The following is a 15179-nucleotide window of genomic DNA, read 5'->3' as shown; positions in this document are numbered from 1 at the left end:
GAGGCTTGGAGGCTGTTGTGCTGAAGCTCATCGGGTACCTGCGGGTGTCCTCCGCCGGCCAAGTCGAAGCCTGGGGACTCGACCGCCAGGAAGCCGCCATCCGCCGATGGGCGAAGGCGAACTACGGTCGGATCGTGAAGTGGTGCCGAGACGAAGGCGTCTCCGGGACCGTCGAGGCCGTCGAGCGGCCGGGGCTGGCCGAGGCCATCGAACTCATGGCCCCGCTGAAGGCCGACGGGATCATCGCCGCCGACATGGACCGCTACGCCCGCAAGCTCATGGTCCAGGAAGCCGCCTTCGGTGTGATCTGGCAGCGCGGTGGCCGGGCGTTCACCGCGACCGGTGGCGAGGTGCTTCAGGACCAGGACGACGACGCGGCCCGCACCCTGATCCGTCAGGTGCTCGGCGCGGTCGCCCAGTACGAGAAGACCCAGGCCGTCATGCGGATGCGTCACGGCCGACTGGCCAAGCAGCGCGCCGGCCGCAAGTCCACCGGCTCGTACGCCTTCGGCTTCCACGGCGAGGGCAAGGGACGCGAGCGAGACGCCGCACCCAACCCGGCCGAGCAGGCGGCCCGAGACGAGATCGTGCGCCGACGGAAGGCCAAGGAGTCGTTCCGCGAGATCGCCGCCGCACTGGACGCCGCTGGCCTGAAGCCACGCCGGGCCGACCGCTGGTCCGCGATGGCGGTCCGGTCGGTGGCCCGGCGAGCTGGGCTGAGCTGACATCAGAGTCCTTCTGGTTCGTGGAAATTTGCTGGAGTTATCACGGAGCAGGGGTCACGCGGCGAACAGTGGTTGGACCGACGGTTGGAAGGTCGGCTCGCGCTGGAGGTACTCGATCGCCGTCCGCAGCACCTCCGGCGAGTCCTTGAAGATGCCGAGCGCGGCGTTGCACGGGACGCACAGCAGCCCGCGAACCCGACCTGTTGCGTGGCAGTGATCGACGGCGAGCCTGAAGTTGTCGGCCGGCGGCGCGCCGTCTGCGCGAGGCCGCCCGGCCCGCCGCTCCGGCAGATCGTCCTGGTGCTTCCGGCAGATGGCGCAGCAGTGGTCCTGCTCAGCCGCCATCGCCTGGTAGTCGGCCAGCGTGATCCGGTACTTCGTCCACAGGTTCTTGGCGCGAACGGCGGCCGGGTCGTTCCGGCTGGACTCGTCGAGCCGGCAGACCATGCACCGCGCCCGCAGCGCGTCACTGAGAAACGAGTCCGGCTCGCGAACCTGCCAGCACTCGCCGCACTTCCGTCCAGTGGTGCCCACGTCCCCTCCTTGATCGTTTCGTGCCAACAGGTCGCTGCTTCTGCGGGCTACTCATGCGGCTTGGCCGAAGTCGGTGAGGCAGCCGCAGCCGCCCCAGTCGAACTCGTCGAACAGGTCGCCCTGAGTGGGTTGGCTTTCCACCCGTCGGCGCAGGACGGTCAGCGGCAGGGTCTTTGTCTGCCCGCCGGTGCGGTCCTTGAGGATCGACACGTCAGCGCCCAGCAGGTCGCGCATCCGCTGTTCGTGGGCTTCCTTGGCGGCGTACCGCTCGGGGAAGGTGCGCAGCAGCTGGACCCACTGGGCTTGGCCGCCTCGGATGCAGGCACCGCCGCAGTTGTTGTGGGGGAAGCCGAGCCGGTTGAGGCGGGGCATCTCGATTCCACGGCTGCGGAGGTCTTCCTCGATCTGCCGCTTGTCGATCCACGGGGGCTCCGTCAGTGGGAACTCGACCTGCCACGGCGCCCAGCCCTTGACGATGCCGGCGGTGCGGTGCTGCTCGGTCCAGTCGATGCCGACGTACAGCACGGTGTCAGCCGGGTCGCAGTTCGCCTCCAGCCACTGACGGCAGGGCTTCACCTTCAGCTCCAGCGAGCATTGGGCGACGCGGGAGTTGGACAGCCACCGCCGGTCGACGTCGACCTGCTCGGGGGTGCGGCCGTCGCAGACGCGGGTGACGGGCACGCCGATGTCGGCGGCGGCTTCGTCGAGGAACCGGTAGAGGTCGGGGTCTTCGGCGAGGGTGTCGGCAAAGAGCAGCACTAGGTCGTCGGTGCCGTACGTATCGGCAACCCAGCGGCCGGTGGCCCAGCTGCCGGTGCCGCCGGACGTCTGAACGACTCGCCTGGTCACGACGCCTCCTGTCCAAGCAGGTCGATGGTGTGGGTGCCGGTGTGCCGTCCGCCCTGGTACGGCGCCACCAGCGGCGCGGGCTCGTCGTCGTCCACCCAGGCGCTGTGCGGAACGATCACCGGCTGATCCCTGCCTGAGCCGTAGCCAGCAGCGGCGAGCAGTCGGGTGAACGTGGCGCCGTCCATGGTCACGAACCAGTCGGCAGCGGCGCTCTTGCCGCGGCGCTTGTGCCAGACGGCGGCGAGGTCGGCGTGGTCGTTGATCCGCTCCTGCTCGGCCTCGGCGAGCCAGGCGGCGAGTTCGGTGCGGGTGCAGTTCTTGACCTCGATGACCACACCGGGCACACCAGCGATGTCACCGCGGTCCTTCGAGGCACCGGCAAGGCGTCGTTCGGCGTGGGGCCAACCGGTGGCGCGGAGGTGTTCGATGACGGCGCGCTCGGCTCCGCTGCCCTTCGTCTTGTTGGGATTGGTCATGGCGGGCTCCTCAGGGCTTGGGGCGGACGAGCGGGTTGGTGGTGTTGGCGCGGCCGAGTCGGCGCAGGGCGTCCCGGCGGCTCGCTGCCACGTCCGGGCGGGACTCCGGCGGGCGGATCCGCTCGCACTCGGCGCGGGAAGCCGGCGCCAGGTCGGCGAGGATCCGCTGCCACGTCGGTTCGTCGACGGAGGCGGCGACGTCGCGCCAGTCAGTGAGCACCGGGTCAGGTGCGGCAGCGATGGACTGTGCGTCGTGTGCCTTGTTCTCGGCGGCGATGCGGAGGTTGTCTTCGGTGGTGGGGACGAGCTCACCGCGGTCGGCTGCGAGGCGGCGGGCGATGCGCGGGTTGAGGGGTCCGGTCACTTCGTGCCTCCGTGGCGTGCGTGCGTCTCGGGCATGTGGCATCGGGCGCAGTAGCCGCGTCCGCTGTCCTCGTACGGGTGGCCGGTGGCAGGCGCGGCGGTCTTGGCGACCGGTCGGTGCTTGGCGATGTCACCGGAGGCGATGAGGCTGTCGACGTAGCGGCTGGGTGCGTTGACTTTCGGGTCGGCGACGAAGCGGTCCCAGATGGTCCGGGCGTCTGTCTCGCTGATGCCGAGTGCGTCTGCGATTCGCGTGACGGGGGGCGGGGAGGAAGAGGAAGTCCTCTTCTTCTTCAGTTCGGGGGTCGTGTGCGACCCCCCGTGGCCCTCACGAGAGGTCGTGTGCGACCCCCCGTGTCCGTTTGGACCGTTCTGCGAGGGGACGTCTACGACCCCCCGTGCCGATTCACGAGAGGTCGTGTGCGACCCGTCGTCACCCGTACGGGGGGTCGCCTGCGCCCCCTCGTTGTCGGCTTCACGGGGGGTCGTGTGCGACCCCCCGTCGTCCGGGCGAGGTCCACGGCTACGCTCCATCGCGAGGTCGTAAACCGTCGGCCGACGGTCGCTGCGGATGTACCTGGCGAGGCTCTGGTCGCCCTCACGGATCAGCCCGAGCTTCTCCAGCGCGTCGACGTCCCGGCGCGCGTTGCGGTTGTTCTTCCGCGTGCGCCACGCGATCTCCGGCTGACCCAGGAACGCCCCCGTCCCGTCCGGCGCCGCCGTCTCGGCCAGCGCCACAAGCGGGCTCACCAGATGCGACGGGAGGTCCGGTGCGTCCTCCAGCACCCAGCGGATGGCTTCCCAGCTCACGAGCGACTCCTGTCAGTGGTGGGGCAGCTCAGAGGACGCACATGTCGACGAACCGCGACACGTGCAGCTGCGCGGCGGCCGTGATGGTGTCCTGGGGGCCGGACCGGTTCTTCGCGACGATCAGGTCCACCTCGCCCGCCCGGGCCGACTCCTTGTCGTAGTAGTCGTCGCGGTGCACGAAGATCACGAGGTCGGCGTCCTGCTCCAGCGCGCCTGACTCGCGAAGGTCCGACAGCATCGGCCGCTTGTCGGTGCGCTGCTCCGGGCCCCGGTTGAGCTGGGCGACGGCGATCACCGGCACCTGGAGCTCCTTGGCGAGCAACTTCATGCCGCGGCTGATCTCGGCGACTTCCTGCTGCCGGCTCTCCGACTTGCGGGCCGGCGTCATGAGCTGGAGGTAGTCGACGACGATCAGCGACAGGCCCTTACGCTGGGCGAGCCGGCGGGCGCGGGCGCGGATCTCGGTCATGTTCACCGAGGGCGTCGGATCGATGTGCAGCGGCGCGGCGGCTAGCTCCTGCTCCGCCTCGACGAGGCGCTGCCAGTCGAGCGTGCTGAGGTGCTTGGCGTCGCGCAGCGCGTGCAGCGGGATCAGCGTCTCGGCGGACAGGATCCGTTGGATGAGCTCGTCCTCCCCCATCTCCAGGGCGAAGAACGCAACGGGCTTGCCGGCGCGGATGGAGATGTTGCGGGCGATGTCGACGCCGAAGACGCTCTTGCCCATCCCAGGGCGCCCGGCGACGACGACAAGCTGCCCGGGGCGCAGGCCGCCGGTGAGCCGGTCGAGGTCGACCAGCCCGGTGGGCAGGCCGATGACGGAGTCCGGGTTCGCCGCGGCGGCGGAGATGGCCTCCAGGGTGGGGCCGATGAGCGCGGACAGCGGAGTCAGTTCCCCGGAGTCGTGCCGGGTGGTCGCGTCGTAGAAGCTCTGCCCGGCCTGGTCGACGGCCTCGGTGTACTCGATGCCCGGGTTGAGGGCGAGCCCGACCATCTTGGTGCCGACCTCGGCGAGCCGGCGACGGCCGGCGTCGTTGCGGATGCGCTTGGCGTACCAGCCGGCGCTCGCGGCGATGGGCACGGAGTCGATGCACTCGAACAGGTAGGGGGCTCCGCCGACGCGCTGGAGGTCGCCGGTGGTGAGCAGTTTGTTGGCGACCGCGGCGGCGTCGGTGGGTTCGCCCTTGACGTACAGGTCGGTGACGGCGCGGTGGATGGCGCCGTGGGCGGGCCGGTAGTAGTCGTCGATGTCGACGAGCTCGATGACGTCGGCGATGGCGTCGCGGGAGAGCATCATGGCGCCGAGGACGATGCGCTCGGCGGCGGTGTCCTGAGGCGGGGTGCGGCGCAGGTCTTGGTCTTCGGCGGTGATCGTCATCAGGTCCCCCCTGGGTTGTGGTGGTCGTGTGGTTGGCGCCCCGTCGCGCGCTCGATGCGCGGTGCCGGCCGGTCCGGGCGGGGCTGGGTGGTGCTGGGTCACCAGGGCGCTTCTTCGGGCGCGGTGTCGCGGCTGGCCTGCCCGCCACCACTGCCCTTGTTGGCCTTGTCGACCTTCGCGGTGGCGTAGCGGAGGCTCGGGCCGATCTCGTCGACCTCCAGCTCGATGACCGTTCGCTTCTCGCCCTCGTTCGTCTCGTACGAGCGCTGCCGCAGCCGGCCCTGGACGATCACGCGGGCCCCGCGCTGGAGGCTCTCGGCGACGTGCTCGGCGGCCTGGCGCCACACGTTGCAGGAGAGGAACAGCGGCTCGCCGTCCTTCCACTCACCCGACGCCTTGTCGAGGAATCGCGGGGTGGAGGCGAGACGGAACTTCGCGACCGCGGCCCCCGAGGGGGTGAAGCGCAACTCGGGGTCGTCGGTCAAATTGCCGATGACCGTGATGGTGGTGTCGCCGCTCATGACTGGCCTTTCTGGCTGTTGGTGTGGCAGGGGCATTCGCAGTTGGTGGCGGTGCAGTGGCGGTGCCGGCGGCCGTAGCAGGACGGGCCGAGCAGCAGCCGGCGGGAAGTGCGGATGAGGCGGCGGACCTCACTGCGGGTGATCCGCTCGGACCTGGGGGCCCGGACCATCTCCTGGTAGCCGCAGTGCAAGCAGTGGTGCTGGGTGGTGTTGGTGGCCCCGTCGGCGAGGTCGACGGTCAGCGCCTTGCTGCACCTAGGGCAGCGCTGGTCGGACCGCTGCTCGCCGACGGGGCGCATCACGCCGCGGCCTTGCGGGCGTTTCCCAGGCGCGCCAGCAGCGCGCCGAGGGTGGTGGAGTTGCCGTCCTCGTCCTCGACGGCGGCGCCGAGCCGGCCGATCTGTTCCTCGGCCTTGTACAGCTGGCCCAGTTCCTCGAACGTGGTGGCCTCGTCGAGGGCCTTGCGGCGCACCTCGGAGACGGTCATGCCGGGATCCGAGCCGTCGGACAGCCAGGCGAGGATGGTGCCGCCGAAGTCCCGGTCGGGCTCCCGGATGACCGCCTTGGCGAGTCCCTTGCAGCGGGACTTGGAGACGATGAGCGTGTTCTCCAGGTCGAGGTCACCGACGATGTCGAACTCGTACTCGATGCCGTCGCGCTGCTCCGGCTTGGTGCCGATCTTGCGGGGGACCTTCTTGCCGCGGTCGTTCTCCTCGACCACGTACTCGGTCTTCGTGCGCATGGTGACGATGACGTGACCGGGGTAGGCCAGCAGCGCGTCGACCATGGCCCGCTCCATCGGACGGGCCTCTTTCCACCCAGCGAAGCCGTTGCCACCGCCGGAGCGCTTGGCGGCCTGGTCGACCTGCTCCAACATGCCGCCGGTGCCCATCCAGAAGTGCGACAGGCTGTCGACGATGACGACGTCGTAGCCGGCGCCACCGGCTGCGGCGAGGGCCTTGACGAGGTCGCGGGGGTCGTAGGTGTGCATGGCGAGGGTGTCGAAGGTGAACAGGTCGGCGTACTTGGCGGCGCTACCGCGTTCGGTGTCGATGACGGCGATGCGTCCGCCGAGGGCGGTGGCGGTGACGAGGCTGGTGTAGGTCTTGCCGCTGCCGGACGGGCCGGCGAACGCGAGCCGGGCCTTGGCCTGAGCTTTGGTGGCGGGCGCGAAGGTGAAGTTCACGGTGTCTCTCACTTCTCGGTGTTCTGGCGGGTGGCCCGCTCGTTGAGGTCGAGCCGCTTGCAGTGCGGGCACTGGCTGGCACCGCTGGCGAACAGCGGGTCGAAGGCGGGCCACTGGTCCTCGGGCAGGTCGCAGGTGACGCACTCGTTCACGACGCCGGCCTCTGCTTGCGCTTCGTGGCGGTCTTCTTGTCCTTGCCGACCAGGCCCGCCGCCTCGTCCTCGGCGTACTGGCGATCGGCGTGGTCCTTGCAGAGCAGCAGCTCGCCGTCGTTGGTGGTCCGCCGCCGCTTGGCGCTGCGGATGTCCACGGGTGCCGAGCCGCGCTTCTCGTGGGTGACGAGCTGGCAGTGGTGGCACGGGACGCGCTTGACGGGGCTGTAGCTGGCCCACTGGACGCCGTCGACCTTGCGCGGCGGGGCGACCTCGACGGGCACGGGCGGCCCGAAGAGGGTGAACTGTTCGATGCTCATGCGGCCTTGCTCCCGTTCTTGAGTGCGGCGGCGCGGGCCAGCACGGTGGTCATCTCCGGCACCTGATAGCGGTGGTCGTCGGCGTCGTGCCGGCGGCGAAGGACGCCGCAGGTGGCGCAGCCGAGCGGCAGGGCGCTCATGCCGCCCTCCGCTTCAGGGCGCGGCGCTCCCGCTCGGAGAGGCCACCCCAGATCCCGAACCGCTCGTCGCGGCCGAGTGCGTACTCCAGGCACTCGGTCTTGACCTCGCAGCGGGAGCAGATCCGCTTGGCCTCGCGGGTGCTGCCGCCCTTCTCCGGGTAGAAAGCCTCCGGGTCGGTCTCCGAGCAGACGGCGCGCTCCTGCCACTCGGGCTGGCTGCCGAGCAGGTCGGCTGCGGTGAGCATCACTTCGCTCCGATCAGCTGGTTGTGGATGTGGGCGGGTTCCAGCGGCCCGATGGGCAGCTCCCCGAGGTGCGGCACGTCGACCAGCCGGTACGGGACGGCGGCGAGGGCGACGCGGGGTTGGGGGACGGTGGCGCGGCCTCGGGCGCGTTGGATGACGGCGTGGTCGTCAGCGGTGCGCATGTCGCGCAGTTGCTGCGCCCAGTCGGGGTCTGCGCCGTGGTGGTCGGGTTCGAGGCCGAGCGTTTGGGCGATGCTGGCGCGGAGGTATTGGAGGGTGGTGATGCGGTGGGGGGCGGTGGCCCAGGCGTGGACGGTGCCGTCGCGGAGGTCGTAGCTCACGACGCCACCCCGGCCTTCGGCAGGGCGTCCACGGCGGTGGTCAGCTCGTCGGCGTTGAAGTTCTCGTAGTCCCCGGTCTCGGCGACGGTGCTGCGCCACCGCTTGGCGGCCTCGACGATCGGCTTCAGTTCGTCGCGCTGCTGCCGCAGCCGGGCGTTCTCGGCGACGAGCCGGCCGACCTCGGCGGCGTACTTGGCGGCGTTGGCGCGGGACTCGGTGAGCGCGGCCAGGGCCTCCTGCTCCCGCTGCCGCAGCGTGGCGACGGCCTGCCGGTCGAGGTTCAGGTGCTCGCGCACCTCGGCCAGCTCCGCGCGCAACTGCTCGACCTTGCGCTCGGCGATGACGAGGCGGGCGTCTTCGCTGCCCTCGTTGGCGGCCAGCGCGGCGGTCAGCTCAGCGACCTTCTCGCCCGCCCGGCGTAGCGCCTCGATGTCGCGGGCGTACAGCGGGTGCCCGTCGAGCACGTCGTAGATGCCGTCACCGTTCGCGGCGATGTACTGGCCGACGCGCTCGGCGGCGGGTCTCGGCTCGGGCAGGTCGCGGCTGTCGTCCTCGATGTTGTCCGGCTGGCCGGGGATCACATCCACGTGAGTCAGGGCGATGCACGCGCTGTGGGTGGTCACCCATACGCCGGGGGTGTGGCCGCCGAGCAGCTCGGCCCCGCTGCGGGTCTGCCCGTACTTGGCGGGGTCCTCGCGAGTGCCGGTCCAGTAGCGGACCCAGGCGCCGGGCAGGTGGCTGGCGTTGAAGGCGTCGACGGCGCGCTGGTTGGCGTCAATGTCAATGTCGGTCACGGCTTGTCTCCGTTCGTGCGGGCGGCCCGGGCGCAGATGGCCTTGGCCAGCGCCTCGTAGTCGCGGCAGGTGTCGGCGGGGCGGGTGAAGGGGGCGGTGATGACGGCGGCGATGGCGTCGAGGGCCATCCGCAGGCGGGTCACTGCGCGGTCCCGTTGGCGATTTCCAGCAGCACGTCGACGTGGCAGGGCTGGTCAGGTCCGCACCAGCAGGCGAGGTTCCATCCGGCAAGATCGCGGCGGACTTCCTCGACGTCGAGTTCGCAGTTGCCCATCGGCCCGGTGTGCAGCCGGTACAGCTCGACGGCGCGGGCGAGGGCCTGCGACTGGAGTTGGTAGTGGCCGTGGTCGGCGGAGTCGTTGCCGATCTCGCCGACGTACCAGCCGGTCCACCCCCGCATGTCGCCGACCTGGCCGACGAAGAACGGGTTGCTGTACTTGCCGGGCCGTCCGACGTACTTCGTGTGGGGCGGCATCCGCCATCCGGCGGTGCGCTTGCGCTGGACGCGCTGCGGGGTGTTCACGCGGACCTCCGGGCGTGGAAGCGGGGCAGGTGCAGTCGGGGCAGGCGCGGCAGGCGCACCAGGGCCCGGATCCGCTGCCGGTAGACGGCGAGCACCTGACCCAGGTAGGCGGGGGTGTTGATGGCGACGGCGGCGGCGCGCATCTGGTGGCGTAAGCCCTGCCAGCGCAGCCACCACCCGCCGGCCTTGAAGGCGACGACGTGGGTGAGGGCGAGGGCGGCGACGGTGATGAGGAGGTCCATCACGCACCTGCCCGGTCGTAGACGTGGACCACGTCGTGCAGGCCGTCCCACTGAACCGGCACCCGCTCGGCGACCTTCACCCAGTCGCGTTCGAACGCCTCGAACATCCCGTCGTCACCGCAGCAGCCGCCCCAGTCCTCGCCGATGTAGATGACCCGGCCGCCCTTGTAGGCGTCGAGGATCGGGCAGGCGTCGAAGCCGTACGGCGGCCAGGACAGCAGCAGCGTCCGGCTGGCGGACCAGGCGACGGAGTCCTTGGCGTTCGCCTCTCCGACCGTCAGGTGCGCAGCCACGTTGCGGTGCCAGTCGTTGGCCTCGCTGTCCGGCGCTGGCGGGTTCAGGTCGTAAGCGGCGGTGTCCACACCGGCCTGCGTGAGCAGCCAAGCCCAGTAGCCGGTGCCGGCCATCGGGTCGACCAGCCGGTCGAGCGAGTGCTCGGCGACGAACGTGACGGTCTCGGGGTCGGTGATCGTCCAGGCGTACTGCTTGACGTAGTCGGTGCGCTTCGGTGCGTCGCGCATCCACTGGTTGACGTCGAGGTCTCCGCCGGGCTTGCGGTAGGCGGCGAGGCTGCCAACGGTCGGCGTGCCCCAGAGGGAACCGGCAGGGGCGACGTGGTCGCGGACGGCATCCCAGTACGGGTTGGCTAGGGCGGTGGTGATCACGCGGCGGCCCTCCGGAAGTCGAAGAAGATCGGCTGCCGGTTCGCGGCCCGGAGCTGCCGGCGCATGGCCCGGCAGTCGCACCGCTCACCGACGAGCACGGCCTGGCAGCACGCCTTCTCGGTGACTTGGGGTCCGGGGCGGCTGCCGCTGCCCGTGCCGGGGCCGGTGGGCGGTGGGCTCGTCGGGCCGGGCTGGAAGTAGGCGATGACGTCGCCGAGGTCAGCGACCCGGGGGCTCATCGAGTCACCTCGTCGGTGTACTTGTCCAGCGCAGCCCGGGCGTCTTCAAGCGCGACCCGGTCCGACGCGTCGATCTCGTCGCTCTCCAGCACGTTGGCGATGGCGTCGATGGCGTGCCGGGCGCGGGTGGTGAGTCGCTTCGGGCGGCGATCCGGGCGAAGGACACCGGCGAACGGATCGTTGCTCACTTCTGTGCCTCCCATCGGGCGGGCAGGGAGATCGCGGCGACCAGATCCGGGCCGGCCGCGATGAACCGCTTCACGGCCTGCCGGTACTCGATCTCGTGATCGATCAGGTCCCGGTGGGTGGCGGCGATGAACCCGGTCAGGCCCTCCCAGTACGCCTGGGTGGCGGTGACCTGCTCGTCGGTGGCGTCGGCCAGGGCGGCGCGGAAGTTGTCGAACCCGCAGGCGCGGACCACGGCGCTCATCGGGTGCCCGCGATGCGGTCGGTGTCGGCGAACAGCCGGCCAGCCTTCACGCCGGACTCGTACGCCGAGGAGAACTTCATCGGGAGGATGTAGAGGGCGACAAGGAAGTCGACGGCCTGACGGACGCTGGACGCCGGGTAGAGGCGCGGGGTCGGCCACATGCGGTCGGCGCTGATGCGGCGGCCGATGGACAGGCCGTGCTCGTCCCAGTCGACCTGGATCGTGCGATCGGGGTTCTGCCAGCCGGTGTCGCGGTGGCTGGCCCAGCCGTTGGTGCGGGCCCATGTGCGGACGTTGGCGAGCAGCCCGCGGTGCTCACCGGGAGCGAAGCCGGGGAACGCCGGGTCGGTGATGACCTTGGCCGACTCGTCGTTACTGAGGATCGCTGCGACGTCGCGGGCCACGTCGGCGAGCGAGCCGTCCGCGATTGGCCACTTGCGGGCGGGCTGGCCGGTGGTGTCGCTGTCGGCCCACTCACGGAGGGTCCACCCCTCACCGGTGGTGCCGCGCCACGACAGGATGACCGCCGGGCCGGTCGTGGCCTCGACGTCGGTCAGCCAGACGTCGATGGTGGTGTCGCCGTCGGTCTCGTTGTAGTGGACCTCGATACCGGCGGCGGCCAGCGCGGCGAGGATGCGGTCGACCCCGGCGTAGCTGAGGTCAACGGGGGTGCTGCTGTGGTTGGTCACGTACTCTGTCCCTTCGGTTGGCGGCGCCCCTGCGGACTTGGCGGTTGGTGGGGGCGCTGGCGCTTTTCCGGGCCCGGGTGGGCACCGGGTGGATCAGGCGGCGTCGGCGGGGACGCGGCGCTGGCGCGGGGCGGCGCGACGAACGCGGCTCGCGGCCCGGCTGGGGGTGGCGGTGACCGCCGGCTCGAAGAGCTGCTTCTTGATGGCCTCGACGTCCTCGGGCGCAAAGCGCACCGCGCCGCTGGGCCGACGGTGCGGCAGCAACCGGGCGGTGACCTTGTCCCGGACCCACGAGCGCTTGACGTTCATCAGCTCGGCCAGCTCGTCGATGGTCAGCCACTTCTCGCTGGTCATCACATACCTCCTCTCGATCTCTCTTCCGGCCTGCTCCGGTCTGCTCCGGTTTCTGGCCGCGCACAGAACATAGCCTGAATGTGCGCGCACGCACAAGGGAGACGAGCGGTTGGTCTGGCATCATCTGAAAGCACGATGTGCGTGCCCCGCACACCGGCAATCCACGGGAGAGCTGATGTTGCCGCCACAGATCAGCGATATGTCCACGGCCATCGATGAGGTGCGTGCGGTCACGCACGTGACAGGTCGCGCAACTGTGCCTAGATTCGTGCGCGTGCGCACAGTCGAATGGCCGGAGCGTGATGCGTTCATCGCTCACCTAGACCGGCTGAAGGAAGCCCGCGGGTTCCGCTACGACGTCGCGCTGGCCGAGGCCGCCGATGTCAGCCACTCGGCCATCAGCAACTGGCGCTCCGGGAAGCAGAAGCCGAGCCTCACCGCGATTACGAAGCTGGCTGCGGCGCTCGACGTCAACCCGCACGACCTAGCGGCCCGCGCGGGGGTGGCCGAGGGGTTCGCGCAGGCGTCCACGCCGACGCAACTGCCGCCCGAGCTGGAGACGCTGCTCGACCACTACCAGACGGCGGAGTCCAACCGGCGGGCTGAGTTGCTCAGCTTCGTGAGCCGCGTCAACGAGTGGTTCGAGGGCACTGCCCCTCGCCCGATCGGCGAGCGCGACCGCCGAGCTGGCTGACGCCGGTGTGGGTCGAGAAGCACGGACCCGGCTGGCGGATCAGGGAGCAGGTCGGCGGCCGGAAGGTCACCATCGAGTCCGGCTACCCGAACAAGACGTCAGCGAAGGCAGCCATCGCGCGGATGTCCACCGACCGGGCCCGAGGTGAGTACATCGACCCTCGCGCCGGCCGGGTCACCCTGAACTCATGGATTGACGCGTGGTGGCCGTCGTACGCGGCGACCCTGAAGGCCACCACGCAGCGCACCGAGGACTCTCGGGTGCGCAACCACATCCGCGCGCTGCTCGGTGACCTCCCGCTGGACGAGGTCGACACCCTGACGATCCAGCAGTTCGTGTCTCAGCTCGCCGCCGGCGGGCCGGGCCGCCGGCCGATCAGCCCGAAGACGATCCGCAACGTGCACGCAATCCTGCACAAGCTGCTCGACGCTGCGGTGGCTCAGCGGCTGATCCGGGTTAACCCGGCTGGGTCGACGGGGTTGCCGAAGGTGCGCCGGCAGGAGATGCGGTTCTTGACCACCCCGGAGATCGGCCGGCTGTTGGCCGCTACGCCGGAGCACTGGGCGCCGCTGGTGATGCTGCTGGTCGCGACGGGCCTGCGGTACGGGGAGGCGACGGCGCTGCGGGTGAGTCGGGTGGATGTGCTCGCGGGCCGGCTGGAGGTGCTGGAGGCGATGCATGACGGCATCGGGGGAGTGCCGATCCTGACCGACCCGAAGACGGAGCGGTCGCGGCGGACGGTTACGTTCCCGCCGACGGTCGGGCACGCGCTGGCGCCGCTGCTGGTCGACCGGGACCGCAACGCGTTCCTCTTCACCGACCTGGACGGGGTCCGCCCGGTGACGCGGAACTTCCGCCAACGCGTCTGGCCCCGAATCCTGGCGGACGCGGGGCTGGGGCGGCTGCGGCTTCACGACCTACGGCACACGCACGTGGCGCACCTGATCTCGGCGGGCGTGCCGCTGACGGCGGTGTCCCGGCGGATGGGTCACGCCTCGATATCGGTGACCTCCGACGTGTACGGGCACCTGTTGAGTGAGGTCGACGAGGGCATCATGACGACCGTCGTGGGGATGCTCCCGCCGCTCCCCGTTGGGGGGAATCTGGGGGGAACGGTCCCGGAACAGACCGGAGAAGACCGGAGCAGCCCGGCTCAATCGGCACGTCAGAGCCCATCCTGATGCTCCGACCTGCACCCAAGATCGGGTTCGAATCCCACACCCTCCGCCCACCTTGATCCACTCGGCTCCCCGAAAGTCGGGGTGTCAGGAGTCCTGGGACACCCCGACATCACTGAACCTGAGTCGATCGCCTGGTCCACGCCTCGTAGCTGAGCAGCACGGCGAGGAACGCGGTGAGCAGGCCGAGCGCGGCCAGGTCGGGCAGGTACCGGCCGACGGGAAGCAACGGCAGCGCCACGACGGGAGCGACGAGCTGCCCCGGTCGCACGCGCCGGACGCTGAGACTCAGGAACGTCGCCCTGGCTGCCAAAAACAGGGCGGTCCCGCCGAACAGGGTGATGGCCGGCATCCAGGCTGAGGTGCCGTGGGACTTCTCGTCCGCCAGACCGGCGAGCGCCTGCTCGACGCCCAACGCCACGTAGATGATCCCGGCGAGTACCGGAAAGTGGGCGACGCTGTAGGCGTTGACGCCGACGTGGGCCCGCCGGAGCCCGGTCTCCATGATCAGCGCTTCCCGGGCGGTCGCCGCGCTCGCGGAGTACAGCCAGTACAGGCAGACCGTGACGGCCAGGGTGAGGAGGGCGGCCAGCAGGATCGATCCCCGGATCCGCTCATCCCCGATGCCCGCGCCGACCGAGATCAGGGACTCGCCAAGCGCGATGATCACCACGAGGCTGTGTCGCTCCGCGAAGTGGCCGGGGCTACGTACCGGCCACCCACTGCGCACGGAGGCGACCACCCCGCCGCCCATGTCGATGGCGAGGGCCGCCGCCCAGAGCAGGATCTGTGTGGTGCCGCCGAACATGGCTCCGAGGAAGAGCGGGATCCAGGACAGCACGGTCGCGAGGGCGTAGATGCGGATGGTCCTGCGTAGCTGCTGGTTGCCCGCCATGACCCAGCGGAAGAGAACCAGGTAGATGATTCGGAGCGCGACGTAGGTCAGCACCAGGATCAGGCGCGACTCTTCCGTGCCCGGTCCGGTCTGCCAGGCGTCGGGGATGACCAGGGCGGCGAGGAACACGGCAGCCATTGCCACGGTGGTGCCGGTACGGATCACCCCGACATCGATGCGGACATGGTTGCCCAACCAGCAGAAGACCAACCAGGAGATCCACAGCAGCAGGAGGACGACGAAGCCCTGCGCCAAGGTCATCGGTGCGGGCCGTTCGCTCATGAACGTGGTGACCCGGATGAGCCCGAAGACGAAGACCAGATCGAAGAAGATCTCGAACAGCGTCGTTCCGTGTGTTTCCGGGGCCGCCTTCGGTCGTGTCCCGACGATCCGCCCCATCAGGTCATCTTCACCGTTTGCCCGGGGCCGGTCCGATACC

At 70.2% G+C, this 15179-nt stretch carries 27 protein-coding genes and 1 pseudogene; 3 read left to right on the top strand and 25 right to left on the bottom strand.

What is annotated here, in order from left to right:
- Nucleotides 1-17: 17 nt before the first annotated feature.
- Nucleotides 18-725: a recombinase family protein gene (locus ACFYL6_RS20810; protein WP_387173351.1), complete on the top strand. Its 708-nt coding sequence runs from the start codon at nucleotides 18-20 to the stop codon at nucleotides 723-725.
- Nucleotides 726-779: 54 nt separating this feature from the next.
- Here ACFYL6_RS20810 and ACFYL6_RS20805 read toward each other — a convergent pair whose 3' ends face one another.
- The 24 genes and pseudogenes from ACFYL6_RS20805 to ACFYL6_RS20690 form a co-directional block, all read right to left on the bottom strand.
- Nucleotides 780-1259 carry an endonuclease VII domain-containing protein gene (locus tag ACFYL6_RS20805; RefSeq protein WP_387173349.1) on the bottom strand — a complete coding sequence of 160 codons (480 nt, stop codon included), beginning with the start codon at nucleotides 1257-1259 and terminating at the stop codon, nucleotides 780-782.
- A gap of 51 nt (nucleotides 1260-1310) precedes the next feature.
- Nucleotides 1311-2108 (bottom strand): hypothetical protein, encoded by a 798-nt coding sequence (locus ACFYL6_RS20800; protein WP_387173347.1) that lies wholly within the window; start codon nucleotides 2106-2108, stop codon nucleotides 1311-1313.
- Nucleotides 2105-2584: a hypothetical protein gene (locus ACFYL6_RS20795; RefSeq protein ID WP_387173345.1), complete on the bottom strand. Its 480-nt coding sequence runs from the start codon at nucleotides 2582-2584 to the stop codon at nucleotides 2105-2107. The genes ACFYL6_RS20800 and ACFYL6_RS20795 overlap by 4 nt, the downstream gene beginning before the upstream one ends.
- A gap of 10 nt (nucleotides 2585-2594) precedes the next feature.
- Nucleotides 2595-2948, bottom strand: a complete 354-nt coding sequence (locus ACFYL6_RS20790) for a hypothetical protein (RefSeq protein WP_387173343.1) — start codon at nucleotides 2946-2948, stop codon at nucleotides 2595-2597.
- Nucleotides 2945-3757 carry a hypothetical protein gene (locus ACFYL6_RS20785; protein ID WP_387173341.1) on the bottom strand — a complete coding sequence of 271 codons (813 nt, stop codon included), beginning with the start codon at nucleotides 3755-3757 and terminating at the stop codon, nucleotides 2945-2947. Before ACFYL6_RS20785 ends, ACFYL6_RS20790 begins: the two co-directional genes overlap by 4 nt.
- Before the next feature lie 28 nt (nucleotides 3758-3785).
- Nucleotides 3786-5132, bottom strand: coding sequence for a replicative DNA helicase (gene dnaB / locus ACFYL6_RS20780; RefSeq protein WP_387173338.1), 1347 nt, complete (start codon nucleotides 5130-5132; stop codon nucleotides 3786-3788).
- A 140-nt stretch (nucleotides 5133-5272) separates the two neighbouring features.
- Nucleotides 5273-5653 (bottom strand): annotated as a pseudogene (locus ACFYL6_RS20775) (single-stranded DNA-binding protein); the annotation flags it as partial.
- Nucleotides 5650-5952: a hypothetical protein gene (locus ACFYL6_RS20770; protein WP_387173484.1), complete on the bottom strand. Its 303-nt coding sequence runs from the start codon at nucleotides 5950-5952 to the stop codon at nucleotides 5650-5652. The gene ACFYL6_RS20770 and the pseudogene ACFYL6_RS20775, both read right to left, overlap by 4 nt.
- The gene (locus ACFYL6_RS20765) at nucleotides 5952-6851 is read right to left on the bottom strand and encodes an ATP-binding protein (RefSeq protein ID WP_387173336.1); all 900 of its coding nucleotides are present in this window, start codon (nucleotides 6849-6851) and stop codon (nucleotides 5952-5954) included. The genes ACFYL6_RS20770 and ACFYL6_RS20765 overlap by 1 nt, the downstream gene beginning before the upstream one ends.
- Nucleotides 6848-6991: a hypothetical protein gene (locus ACFYL6_RS20760; protein WP_387173334.1), complete on the bottom strand. Its 144-nt coding sequence runs from the start codon at nucleotides 6989-6991 to the stop codon at nucleotides 6848-6850. The genes ACFYL6_RS20765 and ACFYL6_RS20760 overlap by 4 nt, the downstream gene beginning before the upstream one ends.
- Nucleotides 6988-7311, bottom strand: coding sequence for a hypothetical protein (locus tag ACFYL6_RS20755; RefSeq protein WP_387173332.1), 324 nt, complete (start codon nucleotides 7309-7311; stop codon nucleotides 6988-6990). The genes ACFYL6_RS20760 and ACFYL6_RS20755 overlap by 4 nt, the downstream gene beginning before the upstream one ends.
- Nucleotides 7308-7451 (bottom strand): hypothetical protein, encoded by a 144-nt coding sequence (locus tag ACFYL6_RS20750; RefSeq protein WP_387173330.1) that lies wholly within the window; start codon nucleotides 7449-7451, stop codon nucleotides 7308-7310. The genes ACFYL6_RS20755 and ACFYL6_RS20750 overlap by 4 nt, the downstream gene beginning before the upstream one ends.
- Entirely contained in the window at nucleotides 7448-7696 is a 249-nt protein-coding gene (locus tag ACFYL6_RS20745; RefSeq protein WP_387173328.1) for a WhiB family transcriptional regulator, read from the bottom strand. The genes ACFYL6_RS20750 and ACFYL6_RS20745 overlap by 4 nt, the downstream gene beginning before the upstream one ends.
- Nucleotides 7696-8037, bottom strand: coding sequence for a hypothetical protein (locus tag ACFYL6_RS20740; protein ID WP_387173326.1), 342 nt, complete (start codon nucleotides 8035-8037; stop codon nucleotides 7696-7698). Before ACFYL6_RS20740 ends, ACFYL6_RS20745 begins: the two co-directional genes overlap by 1 nt.
- The gene (locus ACFYL6_RS20735) at nucleotides 8034-8831 is read right to left on the bottom strand and encodes a hypothetical protein (RefSeq protein ID WP_387173324.1); all 798 of its coding nucleotides are present in this window, start codon (nucleotides 8829-8831) and stop codon (nucleotides 8034-8036) included. Before ACFYL6_RS20735 ends, ACFYL6_RS20740 begins: the two co-directional genes overlap by 4 nt.
- A complete protein-coding gene (locus ACFYL6_RS20730) occupies nucleotides 8828-8974 on the bottom strand; it encodes a hypothetical protein (RefSeq protein ID WP_387173322.1) in 147 nt (48 codons plus the stop codon). The genes ACFYL6_RS20735 and ACFYL6_RS20730 overlap by 4 nt, the downstream gene beginning before the upstream one ends.
- Nucleotides 8971-9354, bottom strand: coding sequence for a DUF4326 domain-containing protein (locus tag ACFYL6_RS20725; RefSeq protein ID WP_387173319.1), 384 nt, complete (start codon nucleotides 9352-9354; stop codon nucleotides 8971-8973). The genes ACFYL6_RS20730 and ACFYL6_RS20725 overlap by 4 nt, the downstream gene beginning before the upstream one ends.
- Nucleotides 9351-9596 carry a hypothetical protein gene (locus tag ACFYL6_RS20720; RefSeq protein WP_387173317.1) on the bottom strand — a complete coding sequence of 82 codons (246 nt, stop codon included), beginning with the start codon at nucleotides 9594-9596 and terminating at the stop codon, nucleotides 9351-9353. The genes ACFYL6_RS20725 and ACFYL6_RS20720 overlap by 4 nt, the downstream gene beginning before the upstream one ends.
- Entirely contained in the window at nucleotides 9596-10261 is a 666-nt protein-coding gene (locus ACFYL6_RS20715) for a hypothetical protein (protein WP_387173316.1), read from the bottom strand. The genes ACFYL6_RS20720 and ACFYL6_RS20715 overlap by 1 nt, the downstream gene beginning before the upstream one ends.
- Nucleotides 10258-10500 carry a hypothetical protein gene (locus ACFYL6_RS20710; protein ID WP_387173314.1) on the bottom strand — a complete coding sequence of 81 codons (243 nt, stop codon included), beginning with the start codon at nucleotides 10498-10500 and terminating at the stop codon, nucleotides 10258-10260. The genes ACFYL6_RS20715 and ACFYL6_RS20710 overlap by 4 nt, the downstream gene beginning before the upstream one ends.
- Nucleotides 10497-10688, bottom strand: coding sequence for a hypothetical protein (locus ACFYL6_RS20705; RefSeq protein ID WP_387173312.1), 192 nt, complete (start codon nucleotides 10686-10688; stop codon nucleotides 10497-10499). The genes ACFYL6_RS20710 and ACFYL6_RS20705 overlap by 4 nt, the downstream gene beginning before the upstream one ends.
- A complete protein-coding gene (locus tag ACFYL6_RS20700) occupies nucleotides 10685-10930 on the bottom strand; it encodes a hypothetical protein (protein WP_387173310.1) in 246 nt (81 codons plus the stop codon). The genes ACFYL6_RS20705 and ACFYL6_RS20700 overlap by 4 nt, the downstream gene beginning before the upstream one ends.
- Nucleotides 10927-11619, bottom strand: a complete 693-nt coding sequence (locus ACFYL6_RS20695) for a hypothetical protein (RefSeq protein WP_387173308.1) — start codon at nucleotides 11617-11619, stop codon at nucleotides 10927-10929. Before ACFYL6_RS20695 ends, ACFYL6_RS20700 begins: the two co-directional genes overlap by 4 nt.
- Nucleotides 11620-11712: 93 nt before the next feature.
- Entirely contained in the window at nucleotides 11713-11973 is a 261-nt protein-coding gene (locus ACFYL6_RS20690; RefSeq protein ID WP_387173306.1) for a helix-turn-helix domain-containing protein, read from the bottom strand.
- A 175-nt stretch (nucleotides 11974-12148) separates the two neighbouring features.
- Here ACFYL6_RS20690 and ACFYL6_RS20685 point away from each other — a divergent pair, with 175 nt between their 5' ends.
- On the top strand, nucleotides 12149-12667 hold the full coding sequence (locus ACFYL6_RS20685) for a helix-turn-helix domain-containing protein (protein ID WP_387173304.1): 519 nt from the start codon (nucleotides 12149-12151) through the stop codon (nucleotides 12665-12667).
- Nucleotides 12668-12672: 5 nt separating this feature from the next.
- Nucleotides 12673-13848 carry a tyrosine-type recombinase/integrase gene (locus tag ACFYL6_RS20680; protein WP_387173303.1) on the top strand — a complete coding sequence of 392 codons (1176 nt, stop codon included), beginning with the start codon at nucleotides 12673-12675 and terminating at the stop codon, nucleotides 13846-13848.
- 109 nt (nucleotides 13849-13957) lie between these two features.
- Here the strand turns inward: ACFYL6_RS20680 and ACFYL6_RS20675 are convergent, their stop codons facing one another.
- Complete coding sequence (locus tag ACFYL6_RS20675) at nucleotides 13958-15139, bottom strand: low temperature requirement protein A (RefSeq protein WP_387173301.1); 1182 nt, start codon at nucleotides 15137-15139, stop codon at nucleotides 13958-13960.
- Between the last annotated feature and the right edge of the window lie 40 nt (nucleotides 15140-15179).

Origin of the sequence: Micromonospora sp. NPDC007208 (assembly GCF_042869175.1) — a bacterium.
Lineage (GTDB): Bacteria > Actinomycetota > Actinomycetes > Mycobacteriales > Micromonosporaceae > Micromonospora > Micromonospora foliorum.
The sequence above is the reverse complement of the archived record's forward strand: the minus strand, read 5'-3'. Positions and strand labels throughout refer to the sequence as shown.